At 70.0% G+C, this 16,858-nt stretch carries 14 protein-coding genes; 8 read left to right on the forward strand and 6 right to left on the reverse strand.

The window, feature by feature from the left end; translation table 11 throughout:
* Nucleotides 1-25: 25 nt before the first annotated feature.
* The 6 genes from IE246_RS21850 to IE246_RS21875 all read right to left on the reverse strand — a co-directional run bounded on the left by IE246_RS21850 (nucleotide 26) and on the right by IE246_RS21875 (nucleotide 4,838).
* Nucleotides 26-679: a peroxiredoxin-like family protein gene (locus tag IE246_RS21850; RefSeq protein WP_189993671.1), complete on the reverse strand. Its 654-nt coding sequence runs from the start codon at nucleotides 677-679 to the stop codon at nucleotides 26-28.
* 117 nt (nucleotides 680-796) lie between these two features.
* Nucleotides 797-1,192 carry a RidA family protein gene (locus IE246_RS21855; protein ID WP_189993673.1) on the reverse strand — a complete coding sequence of 132 codons (396 nt, stop codon included), beginning with the start codon at nucleotides 1,190-1,192 and terminating at the stop codon, nucleotides 797-799.
* A 38-nt stretch (nucleotides 1,193-1,230) separates the two neighbouring features.
* On the reverse strand, nucleotides 1,231-2,265 hold the full coding sequence (bmt, locus tag IE246_RS21860) for a betaine--homocysteine S-methyltransferase (protein ID WP_189993675.1): 1,035 nt from the start codon (nucleotides 2,263-2,265) through the stop codon (nucleotides 1,231-1,233).
* Nucleotides 2,266-2,281: 16 nt separating this feature from the next.
* Entirely contained in the window at nucleotides 2,282-2,593 is a 312-nt protein-coding gene (locus tag IE246_RS21865) for a DUF1289 domain-containing protein (RefSeq protein ID WP_189993676.1), read from the reverse strand.
* A gap of 137 nt (nucleotides 2,594-2,730) precedes the next feature.
* Nucleotides 2,731-3,303: a DJ-1/PfpI family protein gene (locus tag IE246_RS21870; RefSeq protein WP_189993678.1), complete on the reverse strand. Its 573-nt coding sequence runs from the start codon at nucleotides 3,301-3,303 to the stop codon at nucleotides 2,731-2,733.
* A gap of 158 nt (nucleotides 3,304-3,461) precedes the next feature.
* Nucleotides 3,462-4,838 carry an MFS transporter gene (locus IE246_RS21875; RefSeq protein WP_189993680.1) on the reverse strand — a complete coding sequence of 459 codons (1,377 nt, stop codon included), beginning with the start codon at nucleotides 4,836-4,838 and terminating at the stop codon, nucleotides 3,462-3,464.
* A 207-nt stretch (nucleotides 4,839-5,045) separates the two neighbouring features.
* Between IE246_RS21875 and IE246_RS21880 the strand changes: the two genes are divergently transcribed.
* From IE246_RS21880 to lpdA, 8 genes are all read left to right on the forward strand, one after another.
* Nucleotides 5,046-6,125: a hypothetical protein gene (locus IE246_RS21880; protein WP_189993682.1), complete on the forward strand. Its 1,080-nt coding sequence runs from the start codon at nucleotides 5,046-5,048 to the stop codon at nucleotides 6,123-6,125.
* A gap of 87 nt (nucleotides 6,126-6,212) precedes the next feature.
* Nucleotides 6,213-7,283 carry a hypothetical protein gene (locus IE246_RS21885; protein WP_189993684.1) on the forward strand — a complete coding sequence of 357 codons (1,071 nt, stop codon included), beginning with the start codon at nucleotides 6,213-6,215 and terminating at the stop codon, nucleotides 7,281-7,283.
* Between the two features lie 373 nt (nucleotides 7,284-7,656).
* Entirely contained in the window at nucleotides 7,657-8,610 is a 954-nt protein-coding gene (gene mdh, locus IE246_RS21890; RefSeq protein ID WP_189993686.1) for a malate dehydrogenase, read from the forward strand.
* A gap of 212 nt (nucleotides 8,611-8,822) precedes the next feature.
* Nucleotides 8,823-9,992: an ADP-forming succinate--CoA ligase subunit beta gene (gene sucC, locus IE246_RS21895; RefSeq protein WP_189993689.1), complete on the forward strand. Its 1,170-nt coding sequence runs from the start codon at nucleotides 8,823-8,825 to the stop codon at nucleotides 9,990-9,992.
* Nucleotides 9,992-10,867: a succinate--CoA ligase subunit alpha gene (gene sucD, locus IE246_RS21900; RefSeq protein WP_189993691.1), complete on the forward strand. Its 876-nt coding sequence runs from the start codon at nucleotides 9,992-9,994 to the stop codon at nucleotides 10,865-10,867. Before sucC ends, sucD begins: the two co-directional genes overlap by 1 nt.
* 187 nt (nucleotides 10,868-11,054) lie before the next feature.
* Nucleotides 11,055-13,961, forward strand: a complete 2,907-nt coding sequence (locus tag IE246_RS21905; protein WP_189993693.1) for a 2-oxoglutarate dehydrogenase E1 component — start codon at nucleotides 11,055-11,057, stop codon at nucleotides 13,959-13,961.
* Between the two features lie 77 nt (nucleotides 13,962-14,038).
* Complete coding sequence (odhB, locus tag IE246_RS21910; RefSeq protein ID WP_189993695.1) at nucleotides 14,039-15,334, forward strand: 2-oxoglutarate dehydrogenase complex dihydrolipoyllysine-residue succinyltransferase; 1,296 nt, start codon at nucleotides 14,039-14,041, stop codon at nucleotides 15,332-15,334.
* Between the two features lie 36 nt (nucleotides 15,335-15,370).
* On the forward strand, nucleotides 15,371-16,780 hold the full coding sequence (gene lpdA / locus IE246_RS21915; protein ID WP_189993696.1) for a dihydrolipoyl dehydrogenase: 1,410 nt from the start codon (nucleotides 15,371-15,373) through the stop codon (nucleotides 16,778-16,780).
* The last annotated feature ends 78 nt before the right edge of the window (nucleotides 16,781-16,858 follow it).

Below are 16,858 nucleotides of genomic sequence, written 5' to 3' on the forward strand. Positions count from 1 at the left end.
AGGTTTCCGGCAGGTTAACGCGCTCTCAGGTGCCGGCCAGCGCCTCGACCGCGCGGACCACCTGCTCGGGGTCGAGCCGGCGGGTGTAGTCCGGGTCGACGTCGGCCAGCGCGACCCGGCCGTCGCGGTCGATCACGAAGGTGCCCGGGATCGGCAGTTCCCAGGACCCGTCGCCGTTGTGGCGCTCCAGGTCGTTGCCGTTGCGGCGGTAGATCTCGACCAGTTCGTCGCTCAGGCGGAACACCAGCCCGAACGCGCGGGCGACGGCGTTGCCGGTGTCGCTCAGCACCTCGAACGCCACCGCGTTGCGGCCGGCGGTGTCGCGCGTCCGGTCCGGCAGTTCCGGCGAGATCGCCACCACCGAGGCGCCGGCCGCCCGCAGGCGGTCGAGCTGCGCCTGGTAGGTGCGGAGCTCGAGGTTGCAATAGGGGCACCAGCCGCCGCGGTAGAACGTCACGATCAGCGGACCGTTCCCCAGCAGGTCGCCCGAGCGCACGGTGGCGCCGTCGGCGTTCGGCAGCGCGAACGCCGGCATGGTGTCGCCGACCGCCAGGGCGCGCCCGGCGATGCCGGTTGCGCGCAATTCGTCGACCCCGCGCTCATAGGCCGCGATCACCGCCGGCCCGCGCTTCTCGACCGCCATCCGCTTGATGCCGGCCAGTTCGTCCTGGAAGCCCATCGCTCTCGCTCCGTCCCGTCTCAACCGATGGTCAATGACGTACGGGCGCGGTCGGTAACCGAAAACCGCCCGGCGGGCGGGTGTTCCGTTCCGCCGGAGCGTCAATCGGCCCGGGGGTCAGGGACGCCGGGCGACGAAGTCGATCTCGACCAAACCGCCGCGGGCCAGGCCGGTGACCCCGATGCAGGTGCGCGCCGGGCGCCGGTCGGCCGGGAAATACGAGGCGTACACGGCGTTCATGGCGGCGTAGTCGCGCTCGAAATGGGTCAGGAACACCCGCGCCTGCAGCACGTGCTCGAAGCCGAGGCCGAGGCCGGCCAGCACCCGGCGCAAGTTGTCCATGGTCTTGTGGGTCTGCGCCTCGATGCCGTCCGGTAACGGGATCGTGTCGTCGTCCGGGTCGGTCGGCAGCTGACCGGTCACCAGCACCCAGCCGTCGACCTCGACCGCGTGGCTGTAGGGCGCCACCGGCGCCGGAGCCCCGGCCAGCATGTGGAAGATCGGACCCGACATCTCTCGCACTCCGCCTGTGAAACCTATGCCCCGGAACGCTAAGCGCGCCGGCGCCGGCCGCGCCGCCGCTCACCGTCTTCCCGTGGGTCGCTGTCGGCCAGCCGGCCGCGCTTCGCCCACGGGGTGCCCAGGATCTCGGTCAGCCGGGTCGCATCCGGCCGGAGGCCGGGGACGTAGCCGGCCAGCGCGTCGGCGATCGCCTTGACGTGCACCGCGGTCGAACCGCAGCAGCCGCCGACGATCCGGGCGCCGGCATCGCGGGCGAGGCGCGCATAGGCGGCCATCGCTTCGGGGGTGCCGTCGTAGACGATCCGGCCGTCGACATATTGCGGGATGCCGCAGTTGCCCTTGGCGATCACCACGGCAGCGGGATCGGCGGCGGTGATGCCGAGGACGGTGTCGATCAGCTCGGCCGGCCCGACCCCGCAATTGGCGCCGATCGCGGCCGGCCGCGGGGTCAGGCCCCGGGCGAAGTCCGCGAAGCCGTCCGGCGTCAGCCCCATCATGGTGCGGCCGTTGGTGTCGAACGTCATGGTGACCACCAACGGCAGCCCGGTGCGGGCGGCGCCGGCGACCGCGGCCGTCACCTCCTCGGGGGCCGACATGGTCTCGATCCACAGCAGGTCGACGCCGCCCTCGGCCAGGCCGGCGGCCTGCTCGGCGAACGCCTCGACACCTTCCGCGGGGGTGAGGGCGCCGAGCGGGACGAACAGCTCGCCGGTCGGTCCGATCGAGCCGGCCACCAGGACCCGCCGGCCGGCACGCCCGGCGAAAGCGTCGGCCTCGGCCCGGGCGATGCGGGCGGCGGCGGCGTTCAGCTCGGCGACCCGGTCCTGGGCGTGGTGCAGCTTCAGGCGATGGCGGGAGCCGCCGAAGCTGTTGGTCAGCACGATGTCGGAGCCGGCCTCAAGGAAGCCGCGGTGGACCGCGGCCACCCGGTCCGGGTGCTCGACGTTCCAGAGTTCCGGGGAGTCGCCGGTCTCCAGGCCGAGGGCGAACAGGTTGGTGCCCATCGCGCCGTCGGCGATCAGGTGGCCGCGCTCGGCCAGCAGGGCGGTCAGGCAGTCGGTCACGATCGGGTTCCCTCGCTCACGGATCGCGGCTCCCGGTAGTGCCGGCGTCCAGGGTGCCGGCGTCCAGCCGGGCCTGCCGGCGCCGCGTGACCCGCCGGCGGTCCTGGCCGGCGGCACCCTGGCGCTCGCGCAGGCGCTCCAGCACCTCGAGGCGCTGCGGATCGCCGTAGCGCGCCCAGTGCGCGATCTCCTCGATGGTGCGCCAGCACCCGAGGCAGAACCTGGTCTCGCGATCGATCTGGCACACCCCGACGCACGGGCTGGCGATGGTGCGCGGGACGTCGGCCGACGGTGCGGGAGCGGATGGCGCGGGCGGCGGGGTCGTCATGAGCCAGGACACTAGGGGGATTCGGGGAGAAGTTCTCCAACGAAAAACGACGCCGACGGTTCCGTCGGCGTCGCTTCGATCGTTTCTTCAGGGCCGGCCCGCTGGGGCCGGCTGCCGGCCGTCAGGCGGCCCGGATATCAGGCAGCCTGGGCGTCGGCCTCGCGCTCGTAGGCGGCGACCACCTCGATGAACCGGTCCATCGCCTCGCGGACACCCTCGGCACCGTTGGCGGTGACCAGCGAGCCCTCGACCACGACCGGGGTCTCCTCCCAGCTGGCGCCGGCGGCCTCGAGCTCGGCCCGGACGTCCTCGCTGGACGTCACGGTGCGGCCCTTGGCGACCTCGTTCACGACCAGGAGCTTGCCGGCGTCGCCGATCACGGCGACCGGCATCGAGGCGCGCATGAACGCCTTCAGCACGCGCTTGGCATGCGGATCCTCGGCCAGCTTCTCGACCGCGCGGAACCCGCCCGGGACCACCAGGCCGTCGAAGTCGACCGCGAGGGTCTCGGCCAGGTCGACGTCGACCGGGAAGAAGTGCCCCCAGGACCCCTCGTACCAGCCGTTGACCAGCCCGTTGGCGCGCGACACCACCTTGGTGACCGCACCGGCTTCGATCAGCTTCTTCTGCGGCTCGGTGAATTCGATCTCGTCGAAACCATTGGCAAGCATGACGGCAATGACGCGTCCGGCGAGCGGCTTATCGGCCATACAGAACCTCCTCTCGATGTTATGGCGTCGCGCCGAAATACGAAGCCAAAGCGGCTCTCAGGCGCGAGCAACGCGCAGGCTGACCGGGGTCCGGTCAGCGGGGCGCGTGTATGACGGGAACTCGAAGGCGCCTGACTTAGCGCCTGCGGTGCCGGATTTCAAGTCCGATCGGGGGGAGGCCGCGACACCATGCCGCGCTCGGCGTCGGCGCTCTCCCCGGAACCGGCACTCTCCGGTGCGGCGGGAGCATCCGGTGCCGATTCGCCGGCGACCGACCCCTCGGTGTCCCCGACGTGGCCGTCCGTTGCCTCGGCATCCGACCGCGGGTCCAGGGCGCCGAGCGCCGGCGAGGTCCCAGGGGTCGCGACGAAGTCGGTCTTCTCCTCCGAGGTGGGGGACGCGCGCGCCCGCATTCGGAGCACCACGAAGCCCGAGAAACCCAGATAGACGAGGGATATGTACGGGAACAGCAGGTCGGTCTCGGCCACGCCGGTCGCCCAGGACGCGATCACCGGGCCGGCGATCGCCCCGAGGGCGTATACCATCAGCATGCCGGACGACGCCTCCACGAACCCGTCCGGCTCGACGAAGTCGTTCATGTGCGCGACCGACAGCGAATAGACCGGCATGGCGGTCAGCCCGAACAGGAACGCGCCGACGTAGAGGCCGGGGGCGAACAGCCCGGCTACCGTCGGCAGGAGCGCACCGGTCAGCACCACCCCGCCGGCCGCCAGCAGGATCACCCGGCGCCGGTCGGTGCGGTCCGACAGCTTGCCGAGCGGGTACTGCCCGATGGCGCCGCCGAGCACCACCAGGCTCATGAAGGTGGCGACGCCGTTCACGTCGAGCCCGCCGGAGGTGGCGAACAGCGGCGCCAGCGACCAGAACGCGCCGTTGCCGAGTCCGACGGTGAAGGCGCCGATGAAGCCGACCGGCGAGATCCGGTACAGCCGCGCGAACCGGACCTTCGTGCTCTGCAGCGGCGCCGGCGCCAGGGCGGTGGTCAGCGCTACCGGCAGGGCCGCCAGCGAGACCAGGATCGATGCCAGCGCGAACGGCGGGAACGAGCCCGGGTCGTACAGCGTCAGCAGCATCTGGCCGGCCATGATCACGGTCAGGTTGATGACCGTGTAGATCGACATGACCGTGCCGCGGGTCTCGTTGGTGGCGCGTTCGTTCAGCCAGCTCTCGATGACCATGTAGAGGATCGCGAAGGCGAATCCGGTCAGCGCGCGCAGCGGCCACCATGCCCAGGGCTCGGTGATCATGGCGTGGGCCAGCGCCACCGTCGACGCCAGGGCGGCCGCCGCCGTGAAGGTCCGGATGTGTCCGACCCGGCCGACCACCACGGGGCCGTACAGGCAGCCGAGCGCGAAGCCGAGGAAATAGGCCGACCCCATCACGCCGATCGAGACCGGGCTGAACGCCTCGATCTCGGCGCGCAACGGCAGCAGCGTTCCCTGCAGGCCGTTGCCCATCAGCAGCAGGGCCACGCTGGCCAGCAATGCCCCGACCGGGGCAACCACCTTCATCATTGTTCAGCCTCGGATCCCCATCGCCGGAAGTGTGCCGCGCCCGGCCGGCGTCTGGAACCCCCCTGGCGGGCGGCGTGGCCGGCAGGCCGGTCCCGCCCGGTACCGAGCCCCTTTGTGCTTTGCGTAAAATGTTGCTAAAAGATTTATCAAGAACCGCGAAAAGCGGGGCTCGGACCCGAAACCGGTGGTCCGGGAGTGGGGAAAGCGATGCCGGACGCGATGCGGCCAGGGTCGGTGATAGCCGACTACGACCGCGATTCCATCCATACCTTGCCGTTGACGGTGCTGCCGGTCTCGAACGCCGCGCTCAGCCGCGCGCGGCTGATCCGGAACCACCGCCTGGAGACCCGGGTCGAGCTGTTCCGCGAGACCGGCATCGGCTCCGGCCAGATCGCCATCGACGAGATTCCCGACTTCTTCACGGGCGACGTCGCGGCGCTGCACGACGACATGGCGCTGCTGCGACGAATCGGCCAGCTGCCGGCGCTCGACCCGTATACCCTGCGGATCGGCCTGCGCCAGGCCGGGGTCGACGTGCTGAGCCTGGAAGCCCTCCAGCTCTCGCCGGCCAAGCGGGCCGAGCTGCTGCCGCTGATGCGCAACATCACGCGTCCGCTGATCGTCCACCTGTACGGCGACGGCCGGGCGGCGGCCGACGACCTGGACGGCATCATCCGACTGATAGCATACCCGGATACCCCCAGGGTCCGGGCCCGCATCCGGTCGATGGCCGAGGCGCTGCAGATCAGCGTCGACGCCCTGCCGGACATGCTGGAGGACTACGGCGACACCTACCTGGCGCTGTCCTACTACCGCAGCTACTTCCAGTACGCGCTGCCGGTGATCGGCCGGATCCTGGAGTGGATGCGCGAGGTCAGGACCGAGTCGTTCCTGCGGACCGACGCCAACGCCCAGCGGACGTTCCAGCAGGTCGAGGACGTGCTGGCCCACGTCACCGGTTCGGTGACCCGCCGGTTCGAGGGCTTCGACCGGCATACCGTGGTCAACTGGGACCGGGTGACGGTCGGCACCTTCGCCCAGGTGCGCGAGCTGATCTCGCAGCACCAGCAGTCGCTCGCCGCCGTCCTGTGCGGGCTGACCGTGAAGATCTACGAGTGGGAGCAGCGGTTCCCGAACGGCGGCGGCAGCCCCGACAAGCGGGCCGAGTTCGTGGCCACCGACCTGCGGCCGGGACTCGACGGGCTGTGGGCGCTGGAGCGCCGGGCGCCGCGTTTCGAGGCCGGCCTGGCCGCGCCCGGTCAGCGCCGCAGCGGCGGCACTGCGTAGTTCTACGAATGGCGATATAAATAAAAGAAACCTAAAATTTTCGGCATATTCCGTTCAACCGACCCTGCGGGCCAGGGAAGGGACGAGATGCCGGACGCCAGCCAGCCCGTATCGACGATCGCCGACTACGACCGGGACTCGATCCACATCCTGCCGTTGTCGGTCCTGCCGCTCGGCACCCATGCGCTCGCCCGCGCCCGGTTGATCCGGAACCACCGCCTGGAAACCCGGGTCGAGCTGTTCCGCGAGACCGGCGGCGGCTCCGGCCAGATCGCCGTCGACGAGGTGCCGGACTTCTTCCCGGGCGACGCCGCGGCCCTGGCCGGCGACCTGGCGTTGCTGCGCCGGCTCGGCGAGCTGCCGGCCTTCGACCCCTACACGCTCCGCATCGGGCTCCGCCGGGCCGGCGTGAACGTGCTCGACCTCGACGCCCTGCAGCTGTCGCCGGCCAGGCGGGCCGAGCTGCGGCCCTTGATGAGCGGTATCACCCGGCCGCTGGTGGCCCATCTGTACGGTGCCGCCGGGCGCGCCGGCGACGGCATCGACGCGTTCGCGCGGGCCATCGAGAACCCGGCCACGCCGGCGGTGCGTCGCCGGATCATGGCGATGGCGGCGGCGCTGCGGGTCGGCCCGGATGCGCTGCCGGGCCTGATCGAGGACTACGGCGACACCTATCTGGCGCTGTCCTACTATCGCGGCTACCTGATGCACGCGCTGCCGGTCGTGGGGCGGATTCTCGGCTGGATCCGGGAGGTCAGGCTCGAGTCGTTCCTGCGCACCGATCCCAACGTGCAGCGCTCGTTCCAGCGGGTCGAGGGCCTGCTGAACCTGATCACCACGTCGGTGACCCGGCGCTTCAACGACTTCGACCGCCAGAGGGTGATGGACTGGGGTTCGGTGACGATCGACTCGTTCGAAGCCGTCCGCCGGATGGTCTCCACGCACCAGGATTCGCTGGCGCGCGTGCTGTGCGGGCTCACCGTGAAGATCCACGAGTGGGAGCAGCGATTCCCGAACGGCGGCGGCAGCCCGGAGAAGCGGGCCGACTTCGTGATCTCCGATCTCAGGCCCGGTCTTGACACGCTGTGGCGGATCGAAAGCGACGCCGCCCGTCGCGGCGTCCCGAACCGGGCGGACGAGGGACGCGCGGCGGCCTGAGGCGGCGCCGCGGTGACGGCGGCGCCATCCCGGGCCGGGCGGCCGGCTGCTGCAGCGCACCCCCTTTGTCCGGCGGCGCGGCGGACCCGGTGGCCCGTGGCTCGATGCGGAGCATCAGCGTCTTGAATCCAATACGGATCGTGCGCCGACCGGTGACCGCGCCCCGGCGGGTTCGCGCCGGGGCGGCGACCGCACGGTGCGCGCGACCCGGCCGCACCGGGCCCGGGACGGTGCAGTGCAGCGGCGGTCGCTTGCCCCGTCCGGCAAATAGGAGTATGTCGCCCCCCGCATGCCTCCGGCCACCGACGGCCGTTCTCCGCCGCCGGTCGCCGCGGGTGCTTTTGGACGCCTCAACGCTGCGACAGGGGAGATCATGGCTCGCAACAAGATCGCGCTGGTCGGCGCCGGGAACATCGGGGGCACGCTGGCGCTGCTGGCCGGCCTCAAGGAACTCGGCGACATCGTGCTGTTCGACATCGTCGACGGCGTCCCGCAGGGCAAGGGCCTCGACATCGCCCAGGCCTCGCCGGTCGAGGGCTTCGACGCCTCGGTGACCGGCTCGAGCGACTATTCGGCGCTCGCCGGTGCGGACGTCGTGATCGTGACGGCCGGCATCCCGCGCAAGCCGGGCATGAGCCGCGACGACCTGATCGGCACCAACACCAAGGTCATGAAGGCCGTCGGCGAGGGCATCAAGAACAACTGCCCGAACGCCTTCGTGATCTGCATCACCAACCCGCTGGACGTCATGGTCGGCGTGCTGCGCGACGCCTGCGGGCTGCCGCACGAGAAGGTCGTCGGCATGGCCGGCGTGCTGGACAGCGCCCGCTTCCGGCTGTTCCTGGCCGAGGAGTTCGGGGTCTCCGTCGAGGACGTCACCGCGTTCGTGCTCGGCGGCCATGGCGACACCATGGTGCCGCTGACCCGCTACTCGACGGTCGCCGGCATCCCGGTCCCGGACCTGATCGCGATGGGCTGGACTTCGCAGGAGAAGATCGACGCCATCGTCCAGCGCACCCGCGACGGCGGCGCCGAGATCGTCGGCCTGCTGAAGACCGGCTCGGCGTTCTACGCCCCGGCCAGCTCGGCGATCGCCATGGCCGAGTCCTACCTGAAGGACAAGAAGCGGGTCCTGCCGTGCGCCGCCTACGTCAAGGGCGCCTACGGCCTCGACGGGCTGTATGTCGGCGTGCCGGTGGTGATCGGCGCCGGCGGCGTCGAGCGGATCGTCGAGATCTCGCTGAACGCCGACGAGAAGGCGATGTTCGACCATTCGGTGGGGGCCGTGCGCGCCCTGAACGAGGTCGTGGTCAAGCTCGGCCTCTGATCCCTCGGTCGGTTCCGGTCCGGCCGGTCGCCCCGGCCGCCGGTTGCTCTGGACTGGGCCGGACCGTAGAGTAAAGCGCCCTTCATGCGACCCGGAAGCGACATGGCCGACGCGCCCGTAACCGACGACGCAGAGTGCAGGGAGGAGGCCGGCGTCGCGGCCGTCCGGGCGGTCGCCGCGGCGGGCGCCTGCAACACGATGAGCGGGGAACCATGAACATCCACGAGTATCAGGCCAAGGCGCTCTTGGCCAAATTCGGCGTGGCCGTGCCGCGCGGCGGGGTGGCCTTCACCCCGGACGAGGCGGTCAAGGCCGCCGAGCAGCTCGGCGGGCCGGTCTGGGTCGTGAAGGCGCAGATCCACGCCGGCGGTCGCGGCAAGGGCGGCGGCGTGAAGGTCGTCAAGTCGCTCGACGCCGTGAAGGCCGAGGCCGAGCGGATGCTCGGGATGACCCTGGTCACCCACCAGACCGGGCCCGAGGGCAAGGAGGTCAAGCGCCTCTACGTCGAGGACGGCTGCGACATCGCCCGCGAGCTGTACCTGTCGCTGCTGGTCGACCGCGGCACCGGCCGGGTGACCGTGATCGCCTCGACCGAGGGCGGCATGGACATCGAGGAGGTCGCCGCGCACACGCCGGAGAAGATCCTCACCGTGCCGATCGACCCGGTGACCGGCATGAGCGGTCACTACGCGCGACGCATCGCCTTCGGCCTGGGCCTCGAGGGCAAGCAGGTGTCGGCGGCGGTGAAGTTCCTGACCGCGCTGTACAAGTCGTTCGTCGACCTGGACGCGTCGCTGATGGAGATCAACCCGCTGGTGGTCACCGGCGCCGGCGACGTGATGGCGCTCGACGCCAAGATGAACTTCGACGACAACGCCCTGTTCCGCCACCCCGACATCGCCGAGCTGCGCGACGAGGACGAGGAGGATCCGGCGGAACTCGAGGCCGGCAAGTACGAGCTGAACTACGTGAAGCTCGACGGCAACATCGGGTGCATGGTCAACGGCGCCGGGCTGGCGATGGCGACCATGGACATCATCAAGCTGGTCGGCGGCGAGCCGGCCAACTTCCTGGACGTCGGCGGCGGCGCCACCAAGGAGCGGGTCACCGCGGCGTTCAAGATCATCCTGTCGGACAAGAACGTCGAGGGCATCCTGGTCAACATCTTCGGCGGCATCATGCGCTGCGACGTGATCGCCGAGGGCGTGGTGGCCGCCGCCCGCGAGGTCAGCCTGCACGTGCCGCTGGTGGTGCGGCTGGAAGGCACCAACGTCGAGCTCGGCAAGCAGATCCTGGCGGATTCCGGCCTGCCGATCGTGTCGGCCGACAACCTCGGCGATGCCGCCGAGAAAATCGTCAAAGCGGTGAGGGAGGCGGCCTGATGGCGGTCCTGGTCGACGAGAACACGAAGGTCATCTGCCAGGGCTTCACCGGCAGCCAGGGAACCTTCCATTCCGAGCAGGCCATCAAGTACGGCACCAGGATGGTCGGCGGCGTGACTCCGGGCAAGGGCGGTCAGACCCACCTCGACCTGCCGGTGTTCAACACCGTGCACGAGGCGGTCGCCAAGACCGGCGCCAACGCCAGCGTGATCTACGTGCCGCCGCCGTTCGCCGCCGACTCGATCCTGGAAGCGGTCGACGCCGAGATCCCGCTGGTGATCTGCATCACCGAGGGCATCCCGGTGCTCGACATGCTGAAGGTCAAGCGCGCGCTGTGCGGCACCAGGACCCGGCTGATCGGCCCGAACTGCCCGGGCGTGATCACCCCGGACGCCTGCAAGATCGGCATCATGCCGGGCCACATCCACAAGCGCGGCAAGATCGGCATCGTGTCGAAGTCCGGCACCCTGACCTACGAGGCGGTGGCGCAGACCACGGCGGCCGGGCTCGGCCAGTCGACCTGCGTCGGCATCGGCGGCGACCCGGTCAACGGCACCAGCTTCATCGACGTGCTCGAGATGTTCCTTGCCGACGACGAGACCCAGGGCATCATCATGATCGGCGAGATCGGCGGCTCGGCCGAGGAAGAAGCCGCGGAGTTCCTCAAGGGGTCCAAGGTCAAGAAGCCGGTGGCGGGGTTCATCGCCGGCGTGACCGCCCCTCCGGGGCGCCGGATGGGCCATGCCGGGGCGATCATCGCCGGCGGCAAGGGCGGCGCCGCCGACAAGATGGAGGCCATGCGCTCGGCCGGCATCAAGGTGTCGGATTCGCCGGCCCGTCTCGGCGAGACGATGCTCGCCGCGATGCAGGGCTGAGCGGGTACGGGATGATACGGAGAGGGCGGGACGAGGTCCCGCCCTTGATCCGTCGGGCGGATGCGACGACCATTTACGGCGGAGTCGGGCATAACCGACCCGTGGTTGGGACACCGGCAGTGCCGGTTGCCGGATCGGCCGGGAGGGACGGCACCGGTCCGGGCTTGACGAGAGGCGGTGAGCGCTCATGTCGACGGATTATGTGGACCTGACCTTCCTGAACGGTGCCAACGCGCCGTTCATGGCGGAACTCTATGCCCGCTACCTGAGCGACCCGAACGCGGTCGACGCCAGCTGGCGGAGCTATTTCGACCAGCTGCACGACGAGGCCGGGGCGGCGGCAAACGACGCGCGCGGCCCGAGCTGGGCGCCGCGCAGCACCAAGGTGATCGGGGCGGCCGAGCCGGCCGCGGCGGCGGCGCCGGCGAAGAAGGCCCCGGCCGGGGCCGAGGCGCTGTCGGCCGCCGACATACGGTCGGCCACCCTCGACTCGCTGCGCGCCATCATGCTGATCCGGGCCTACCGGATCCGCGGTCACCTCAGGGCCAAGCTCGATCCGCTCGGCCTCGACGAGCCGACGCCGCATCCCGAGCTCGACCCGGAGACCTACGGCTTCACCGACGCCGACTGGGACCGGCCGATCTTCATCAACCACGTGCTCGGCCTCGAGAGCGCCACGCTCCGCGAGATCATGGAGCTGCTGGAGGCGACCTACTGCGGGTCGATCGGCGTCGAGTTCATGCACATCCAGGATCCGGCCCAGAAGGCCTGGATCCAGGAGCGCATCGAGCAGATCCGCAACCAGACCGACTTCACCGACCGCGGCAAGAAGGCGATCCTGGACCGGCTGACCGCCGCCGAGTGCTTCGAGCGCTTCCTGGCGGTGAAGTACGTCGGCACCAAGCGGTTCGGCCTGGACGGCGGCGAGACCCTGATCCCGGCGCTCGAGCAGATCCTCAAGCGCGGCAGCCAGCTCGGGCTCGAGGAAGTCGTGCTCGGCATGCCGCATCGCGGCCGCCTGAACGTGCTCTGCAACTTCATGAGCAAGCCGTTCCGGGCGATCATCTCGGAGTTCCTGGGCAACCCGGCCAACCCGGAGGACGCCGGCGGCTCCGGCGACGTGAAGTACCACATGGGCGTGTCGGCCGACCGCGAGTTCGACGGCCTCAACGTCCATCTGACCCTGAACGCCAACCCGTCGCACCTGGAGATCGTCAACCCGGTGGTGCTCGGCCGCGTCCGCGCCAAGCAGGTGCAGCGCGGCGACCGCGACCGCAAGAAGGTGATGGGCATCCTGCTGCACGGCGATGCCGCGTTCGCCGGCCAGGGCGTGGTGGCCGAGACCTTCGACTTTTCGGGCCTGCGCGGCTACCGCACCGGCGGCACCATCCACATCATCGTGAACAACCAGATCGGCTTCACCACCAGCCCGCACTACTCGCGCTCGTCGCCGTACCCGACCGACGTCGCCAAGATGGTGATGGCGCCGATCTTCCACGTGAACGCCGACGACCCCGAGGCGGCGGTGCACGTGGCGCGGATCGCCACCGAGTTCCGCCAGGAGTTCGGGGTCGACGTGGTGGTCGACCTGATCTGCTACCGCCGCTTCGGCCACAACGAGGGCGACGAGCCGCGGTTCACCCAGCCGCTGATGTACGCCAAGATCGGCCATCAGCCGTCGACCCGGCAGCTCTACGCCGAGCAGCTGACCCGCGAGGGGGTGATCGGCGAAGGCGAGGGCGACCGGCTGGTCGAGGAGCAGAACGCCTACCTGTCGCAGGAGTTCGAGGCCGGCCTGTCCTACAAGCCGAACAAGGCCGACTGGCTCGAGGGCAAGTGGTCGGGCATCAAGGTGGCGTCCGGCGACGCCCGGCGCGGCGAGACCGCGGTCGAGGTCGACGAGCTCAAGCGCATCGCCAACCGGCTCTGCGAGGTCCCGAAGGACTTCGACCTGAACCCCAAGCTCAAGCGCTTCATCGACGGCCGCAGGAAGGCGATCGAGAGCGGCGAGGGCGTCGACTGGGCGTTCGGCGAGGCGCTGGCCTTCGGCTCGCTGCTGGTCGAGGGCGACCCGGTCCGGCTGTCCGGCCAGGATTCCGGCCGCGGTACCTTCTCGCAGCGCCATTCGGTCTACATCGACCAGGCCACCGAGGAACGCTACGTCCCCCTGAACCACATCCAGGAGGGCCAGGCGCAGTACGAGGTGATCGACAGCCCGCTGTCGGAGGCCGGCGTGCTCGGCTTCGAGTACGGCTACAGCCAGGCCGAGCCGAACGCGCTGGTCATGTGGGAGGCGCAGTTCGGCGACTTCGCCAACGGCGCCCAGGTGATCGTCGACCAGTTCGTGTCGTCCGGCGAGGCCAAGTGGCTGCGCATGTCGGGGCTGGTGATGCTGCTGCCGCACGGCTACGAGGGCCAGGGGCCGGAGCATTCGTCGGCGCGGCTGGAGCGCTATCTCCAGCTGTGCGGCGAGGACAACATGCAGGTGGTGAACTGCACCACGCCGGCGAACTACTTCCACGTCCTGCGCCGCCAGCTCAACCGCGACTTCCGCAAGCCGCTGATCGTGATGACGCCGAAGTCGCTGCTGCGGCACAAGCTGTGCGTTTCCAGCTTCGCGGAGATGGGCCCCGGGACCAGCTTCCACCGGGTGCTCTACGACAACGAGGTGCTGTGCGACGACAAGGACGTCCGGCGGGTCGTGCTGTGCTCGGGCAAGGTCTATTACGACCTGTACGAGGAGCGGGCGAAGCGCGGCATCAAGGACGTGTTCTTCCTGCGCCTCGAGCAGCTCTATCCGTTCCCGCGCAAGGCGCTGCTGCATGAGCTGTCGCGGTTCCCGCAGGCCGAGGTCGTGTGGTGCCAGGAGGAGCCCCAGAACATGGGGTCCTGGACCTTCCTGGACCGCCGGCTGGAGGACGTGCTGATCGAGCTGGACGGTGCCTGCCGCCGTCCGCGCTATGTCGGCCGGGCCGAGGCGGCGTCGCCGGCGACCGGCAACCACGGCCGCCACGTGCGCGAGCAGCAGAAGCTGGTCGACGAGGCGCTGACCGTCAGCGAGACCGTCCGCAAGGGCCGCATGGCCGCCGAGTAGGCGGCAAACCAACCTTCGGGGCGGGCGGCCGCGGCCGCCCGTCGGCTTCCGAACGACAGACGAGAGGCGCATAGGCGATGGCGACGCAGATCACCGTTCCGGCACTTGGCGAATCCGTGTCCGAGGCGACGGTCGCGAAATGGATGAAGGCGGCCGGCGACGCCGTGCAGGCGGACGAGCCGCTGGTCGAGCTGGAGACCGACAAGGTCACCCTCGAGGTCAACGCCCCGGCCTCCGGCGTGCTGATCGAGATCGCCGCCAAGGAAGGCGCCGAGGTCGAGGTCGGCGCCCTGCTCGGCACCATCGACGAGACCGCCAAGGCCGCGGCCAAGAAACCGGAGGCGCCCAAGGAAACCCCCAAGGAGGCGCCGAAGGCGGCTGCCCCGGCCGAGGCCCCCAAGGAAGCCCCGAAGCCGGCGGCTCCGGCGCCCGCTCCGGCCGCTGCCGCCGGCAGCCACGACGTCAAGACGCTGTCGCCGGCGGTGCGCAAGCTGGTCGAGGACAACGACCTGGATCCCTCGAAGATCAAGCCGACCGGCAAGGACGGCCGGCTGGTCAAGGAGGACGTGCAGAAGGCGATCGAGGCCGGCACCGCCAAGCGCACCTACTCGGCGGCCCCGGCCGCCGGCGCTTCGCCCGCCCCGGCCGGCCCGCTGCCGCCGCGCCCGGAGGACCCGCGCGAGGAGCGGGTGAAGATGACCCGGCTGCGCCAGGCCATCGCCCGGCGCCTGAAGGACGCCCAGAACACCGCGGCCATGCTGACCACCTTCAACGAGGTGGACATGACCAACGTCATGGCACTCAGGGCCGAGTACAAGGACGTGTTCGAGAAGAAGCACGGCGTGAAGCTCGGCTTCATGAGCTTCTTCGTGAAGGCCGCGATCGCCGCGCTGCAGGAACTGCCGGCGGTCAACGCCGAGATCTACGGCGACGAGATCGTCTACAAGAACTTCTACGACATCGGCGTCGCGGTCGGCACGCCGCAGGGCCTGGTGGTGCCGATCGTGCGCGACGCCGACCAGCTGTCGTTCGCCGGCGTCGAGAAGGCCATCAACGAGCTCGGCGTCAAGGCCCGCGACGGCAAGCTGAGCCTGGCCGAGATGCAGGGCGGCACCTTCACGATCTCGAACGGCGGGGTGTACGGCTCGCTGATGTCGACGCCGATCCTGAACCCGCCGCAGTCCGGCATCCTGGGCATGCACAAGATCCAGCAGCGCCCGATGGCGGTCGGCAAGGCGGTCGAGATCCGGCCGATGATGTATCTGGCGCTGAGCTACGACCACCGGATCGTCGACGGCCGCGAGGCGGTGACCTTCCTGGTGCGGATCAAGGACGCGATCGAGGATCCGCGGCGCCTGCTGCTGGACCTGTGAGCGACGCCCCGCAACGATTTCGACTCCGAGGAAACGATGGCTGACAACTACGACCTCGTGGTGATCGGCGCCGGACCGGGCGGCTACGTCGCCGCCATCCGCGCCGCCCAGCTCGGCATGAAGGTGGCGGTCGTCGAGAAGCGCGGCGCGCTCGGCGGTACCTGCCTGAACGTCGGATGCATCCCGTCGAAGGCCCTGCTGAACGCGTCCCACAAGGTGCACGACGCCGAGCACGGCTTCGCCGAGTTCGGCATCCAGGTCGGCAAGCCGAAGGTCGACGTGAAGAAGCTGATGCAGGCCAAGACCGGCATCGTCACCGGCCTGACCGACGGCATCGCGTTCCTGTTCAAGAAGCACAAGATCGACTGGCTGAAGGGCGCCGGCAGGATCCTCGCCCCCGGCAAGGTCGAGGTCACGCCGACCGACGGCGGTGCCAAGCAGACCCTCGCCTGCGAGAAGATCCTGATCGCCACCGGCTCGGAATCCACGCCGCTGCCGGGCGTCGAGGTCGACGAGAAGAAGATCGTCACTTCGACCGGCGCGCTGGAGCTGAGCAAGGTGCCGGGTCACCTGGTGGTGGTCGGCGCCGGCGTGATCGGCCTGGAGCTGGGTTCGGTGTGGAAGCGGCTCGGTGCCAAGGTCACTGTGGTCGAATTCCTCGACCGTATCGTGCCGGGCACCGACACCGACACCGCCAAGCGCTTCCAGCGGGTGCTGCAGAAGCAGGGCCTGGAGTTCAAGCTGTCGTCCAAGGTGACCGCGGCCAAGACCACCAAGTCCGGCGTCAAGCTGACGGTCGAGCCGGTCAAGGGCGGCGACGCCCAGGAGATCGACGCCGACATCGTGCTGGTGGCGATCGGCCGCCGGCCGTACACCGCCGGGCTCGGCCTCGAGGAGCTGGGGGTCGCGATGGACAAGCGCGGCGTGATCCAGGTCGACGAGGACTTCGAGACCAGCGTGAAGGGCATCTTCGCGATCGGCGACGCCATTCCGGGCCCGATGCTGGCCCACAAGGCCGAGGAGGACGGGGTCGCCTGCGCCGAGATCATGGCCGGGCAGTCGGGCCACGTGGACTACAACCTGGTCCCGGGCATCGTCTACACTTGGCCGGAGCTGGCGACCGTCGGCAAGACCGAGGAGCAGCTCAAGGAGGCCGGGGTCGAGTACAGGAAGGGCGTGTTCCCGTTCTCGGCCAACAGCCGGGCGCGCGCCAACCTCGACAGCGAGGGCCAGGTGAAGATCCTGGCCGACGCCAAGACCGACCGGATCCTCGGCGCCCACATCCTGGGCCCGGACGCCGGCACGATGATCCACGAGATCTGCATGGCGATGGCGTTCGGCGGCTCGGCCGAGGACGTGGCGCGGATGTGCCACGGCCACCCGACCACGTCCGAGGCCGTCAAGGAGGCCGCGCTGGCGGTCGACGGCCGGCCGATCCATATCTGAGGCGAGGCCCCTTAGTCGCTTCCGCCGTTTGCGGTACTCTGCTGCACTCGAATCGGGCCGACGTCGCCGGAAGGACGA

The sequence above is a fragment of the Thalassobaculum fulvum genome (genome assembly GCF_014652915.1).
In the GTDB taxonomy this organism is placed as follows: domain Bacteria; phylum Pseudomonadota; class Alphaproteobacteria; order Thalassobaculales; family Thalassobaculaceae; genus Thalassobaculum_A; species Thalassobaculum_A fulvum.

Excerpts from the sequence above, each read along its gene's own strand:
- IE246_RS21850 (WP_189993671.1), bottom strand. The coding sequence starts at position 679 with ATGGGCTTCCAGGACGAACTGGCCGGCATCAAGCGGATGGCGGTCGAG.
- IE246_RS21855 (WP_189993673.1), bottom strand. The coding sequence starts at position 1,192 with ATGTCGGGTCCGATCTTCCACATGCTGGCCGGGGCTCCGGCGCCGGTG.
- IE246_RS21865 (WP_189993676.1), bottom strand. The coding sequence starts at position 2,593 with ATGACGACCCCGCCGCCCGCGCCATCCGCTCCCGCACCGTCGGCCGAC.
- IE246_RS21870 (WP_189993678.1), bottom strand. The coding sequence starts at position 3,303 with ATGGCCGATAAGCCGCTCGCCGGACGCGTCATTGCCGTCATGCTTGCC.
- IE246_RS21875 (WP_189993680.1), bottom strand. The coding sequence starts at position 4,838 with ATGATGAAGGTGGTTGCCCCGGTCGGGGCATTGCTGGCCAGCGTGGCC.
- IE246_RS21880 (WP_189993682.1), top strand. The coding sequence starts at position 5,046 with ATGCCGGACGCGATGCGGCCAGGGTCGGTGATAGCCGACTACGACCGC.
- IE246_RS21885 (WP_189993684.1), top strand. The coding sequence starts at position 6,213 with ATGCCGGACGCCAGCCAGCCCGTATCGACGATCGCCGACTACGACCGG.
- mdh (WP_189993686.1), top strand. The coding sequence starts at position 7,657 with ATGGCTCGCAACAAGATCGCGCTGGTCGGCGCCGGGAACATCGGGGGC.
- sucC (WP_189993689.1), top strand. The coding sequence starts at position 8,823 with ATGAACATCCACGAGTATCAGGCCAAGGCGCTCTTGGCCAAATTCGGC.
- sucD (WP_189993691.1), top strand. The coding sequence starts at position 9,992 with ATGGCGGTCCTGGTCGACGAGAACACGAAGGTCATCTGCCAGGGCTTC.
- IE246_RS21905 (WP_189993693.1), top strand. The coding sequence starts at position 11,055 with ATGTCGACGGATTATGTGGACCTGACCTTCCTGAACGGTGCCAACGCG.
- odhB (WP_189993695.1), top strand. The coding sequence starts at position 14,039 with ATGGCGACGCAGATCACCGTTCCGGCACTTGGCGAATCCGTGTCCGAG.
- lpdA (WP_189993696.1), top strand. The coding sequence starts at position 15,371 with ATGGCTGACAACTACGACCTCGTGGTGATCGGCGCCGGACCGGGCGGC.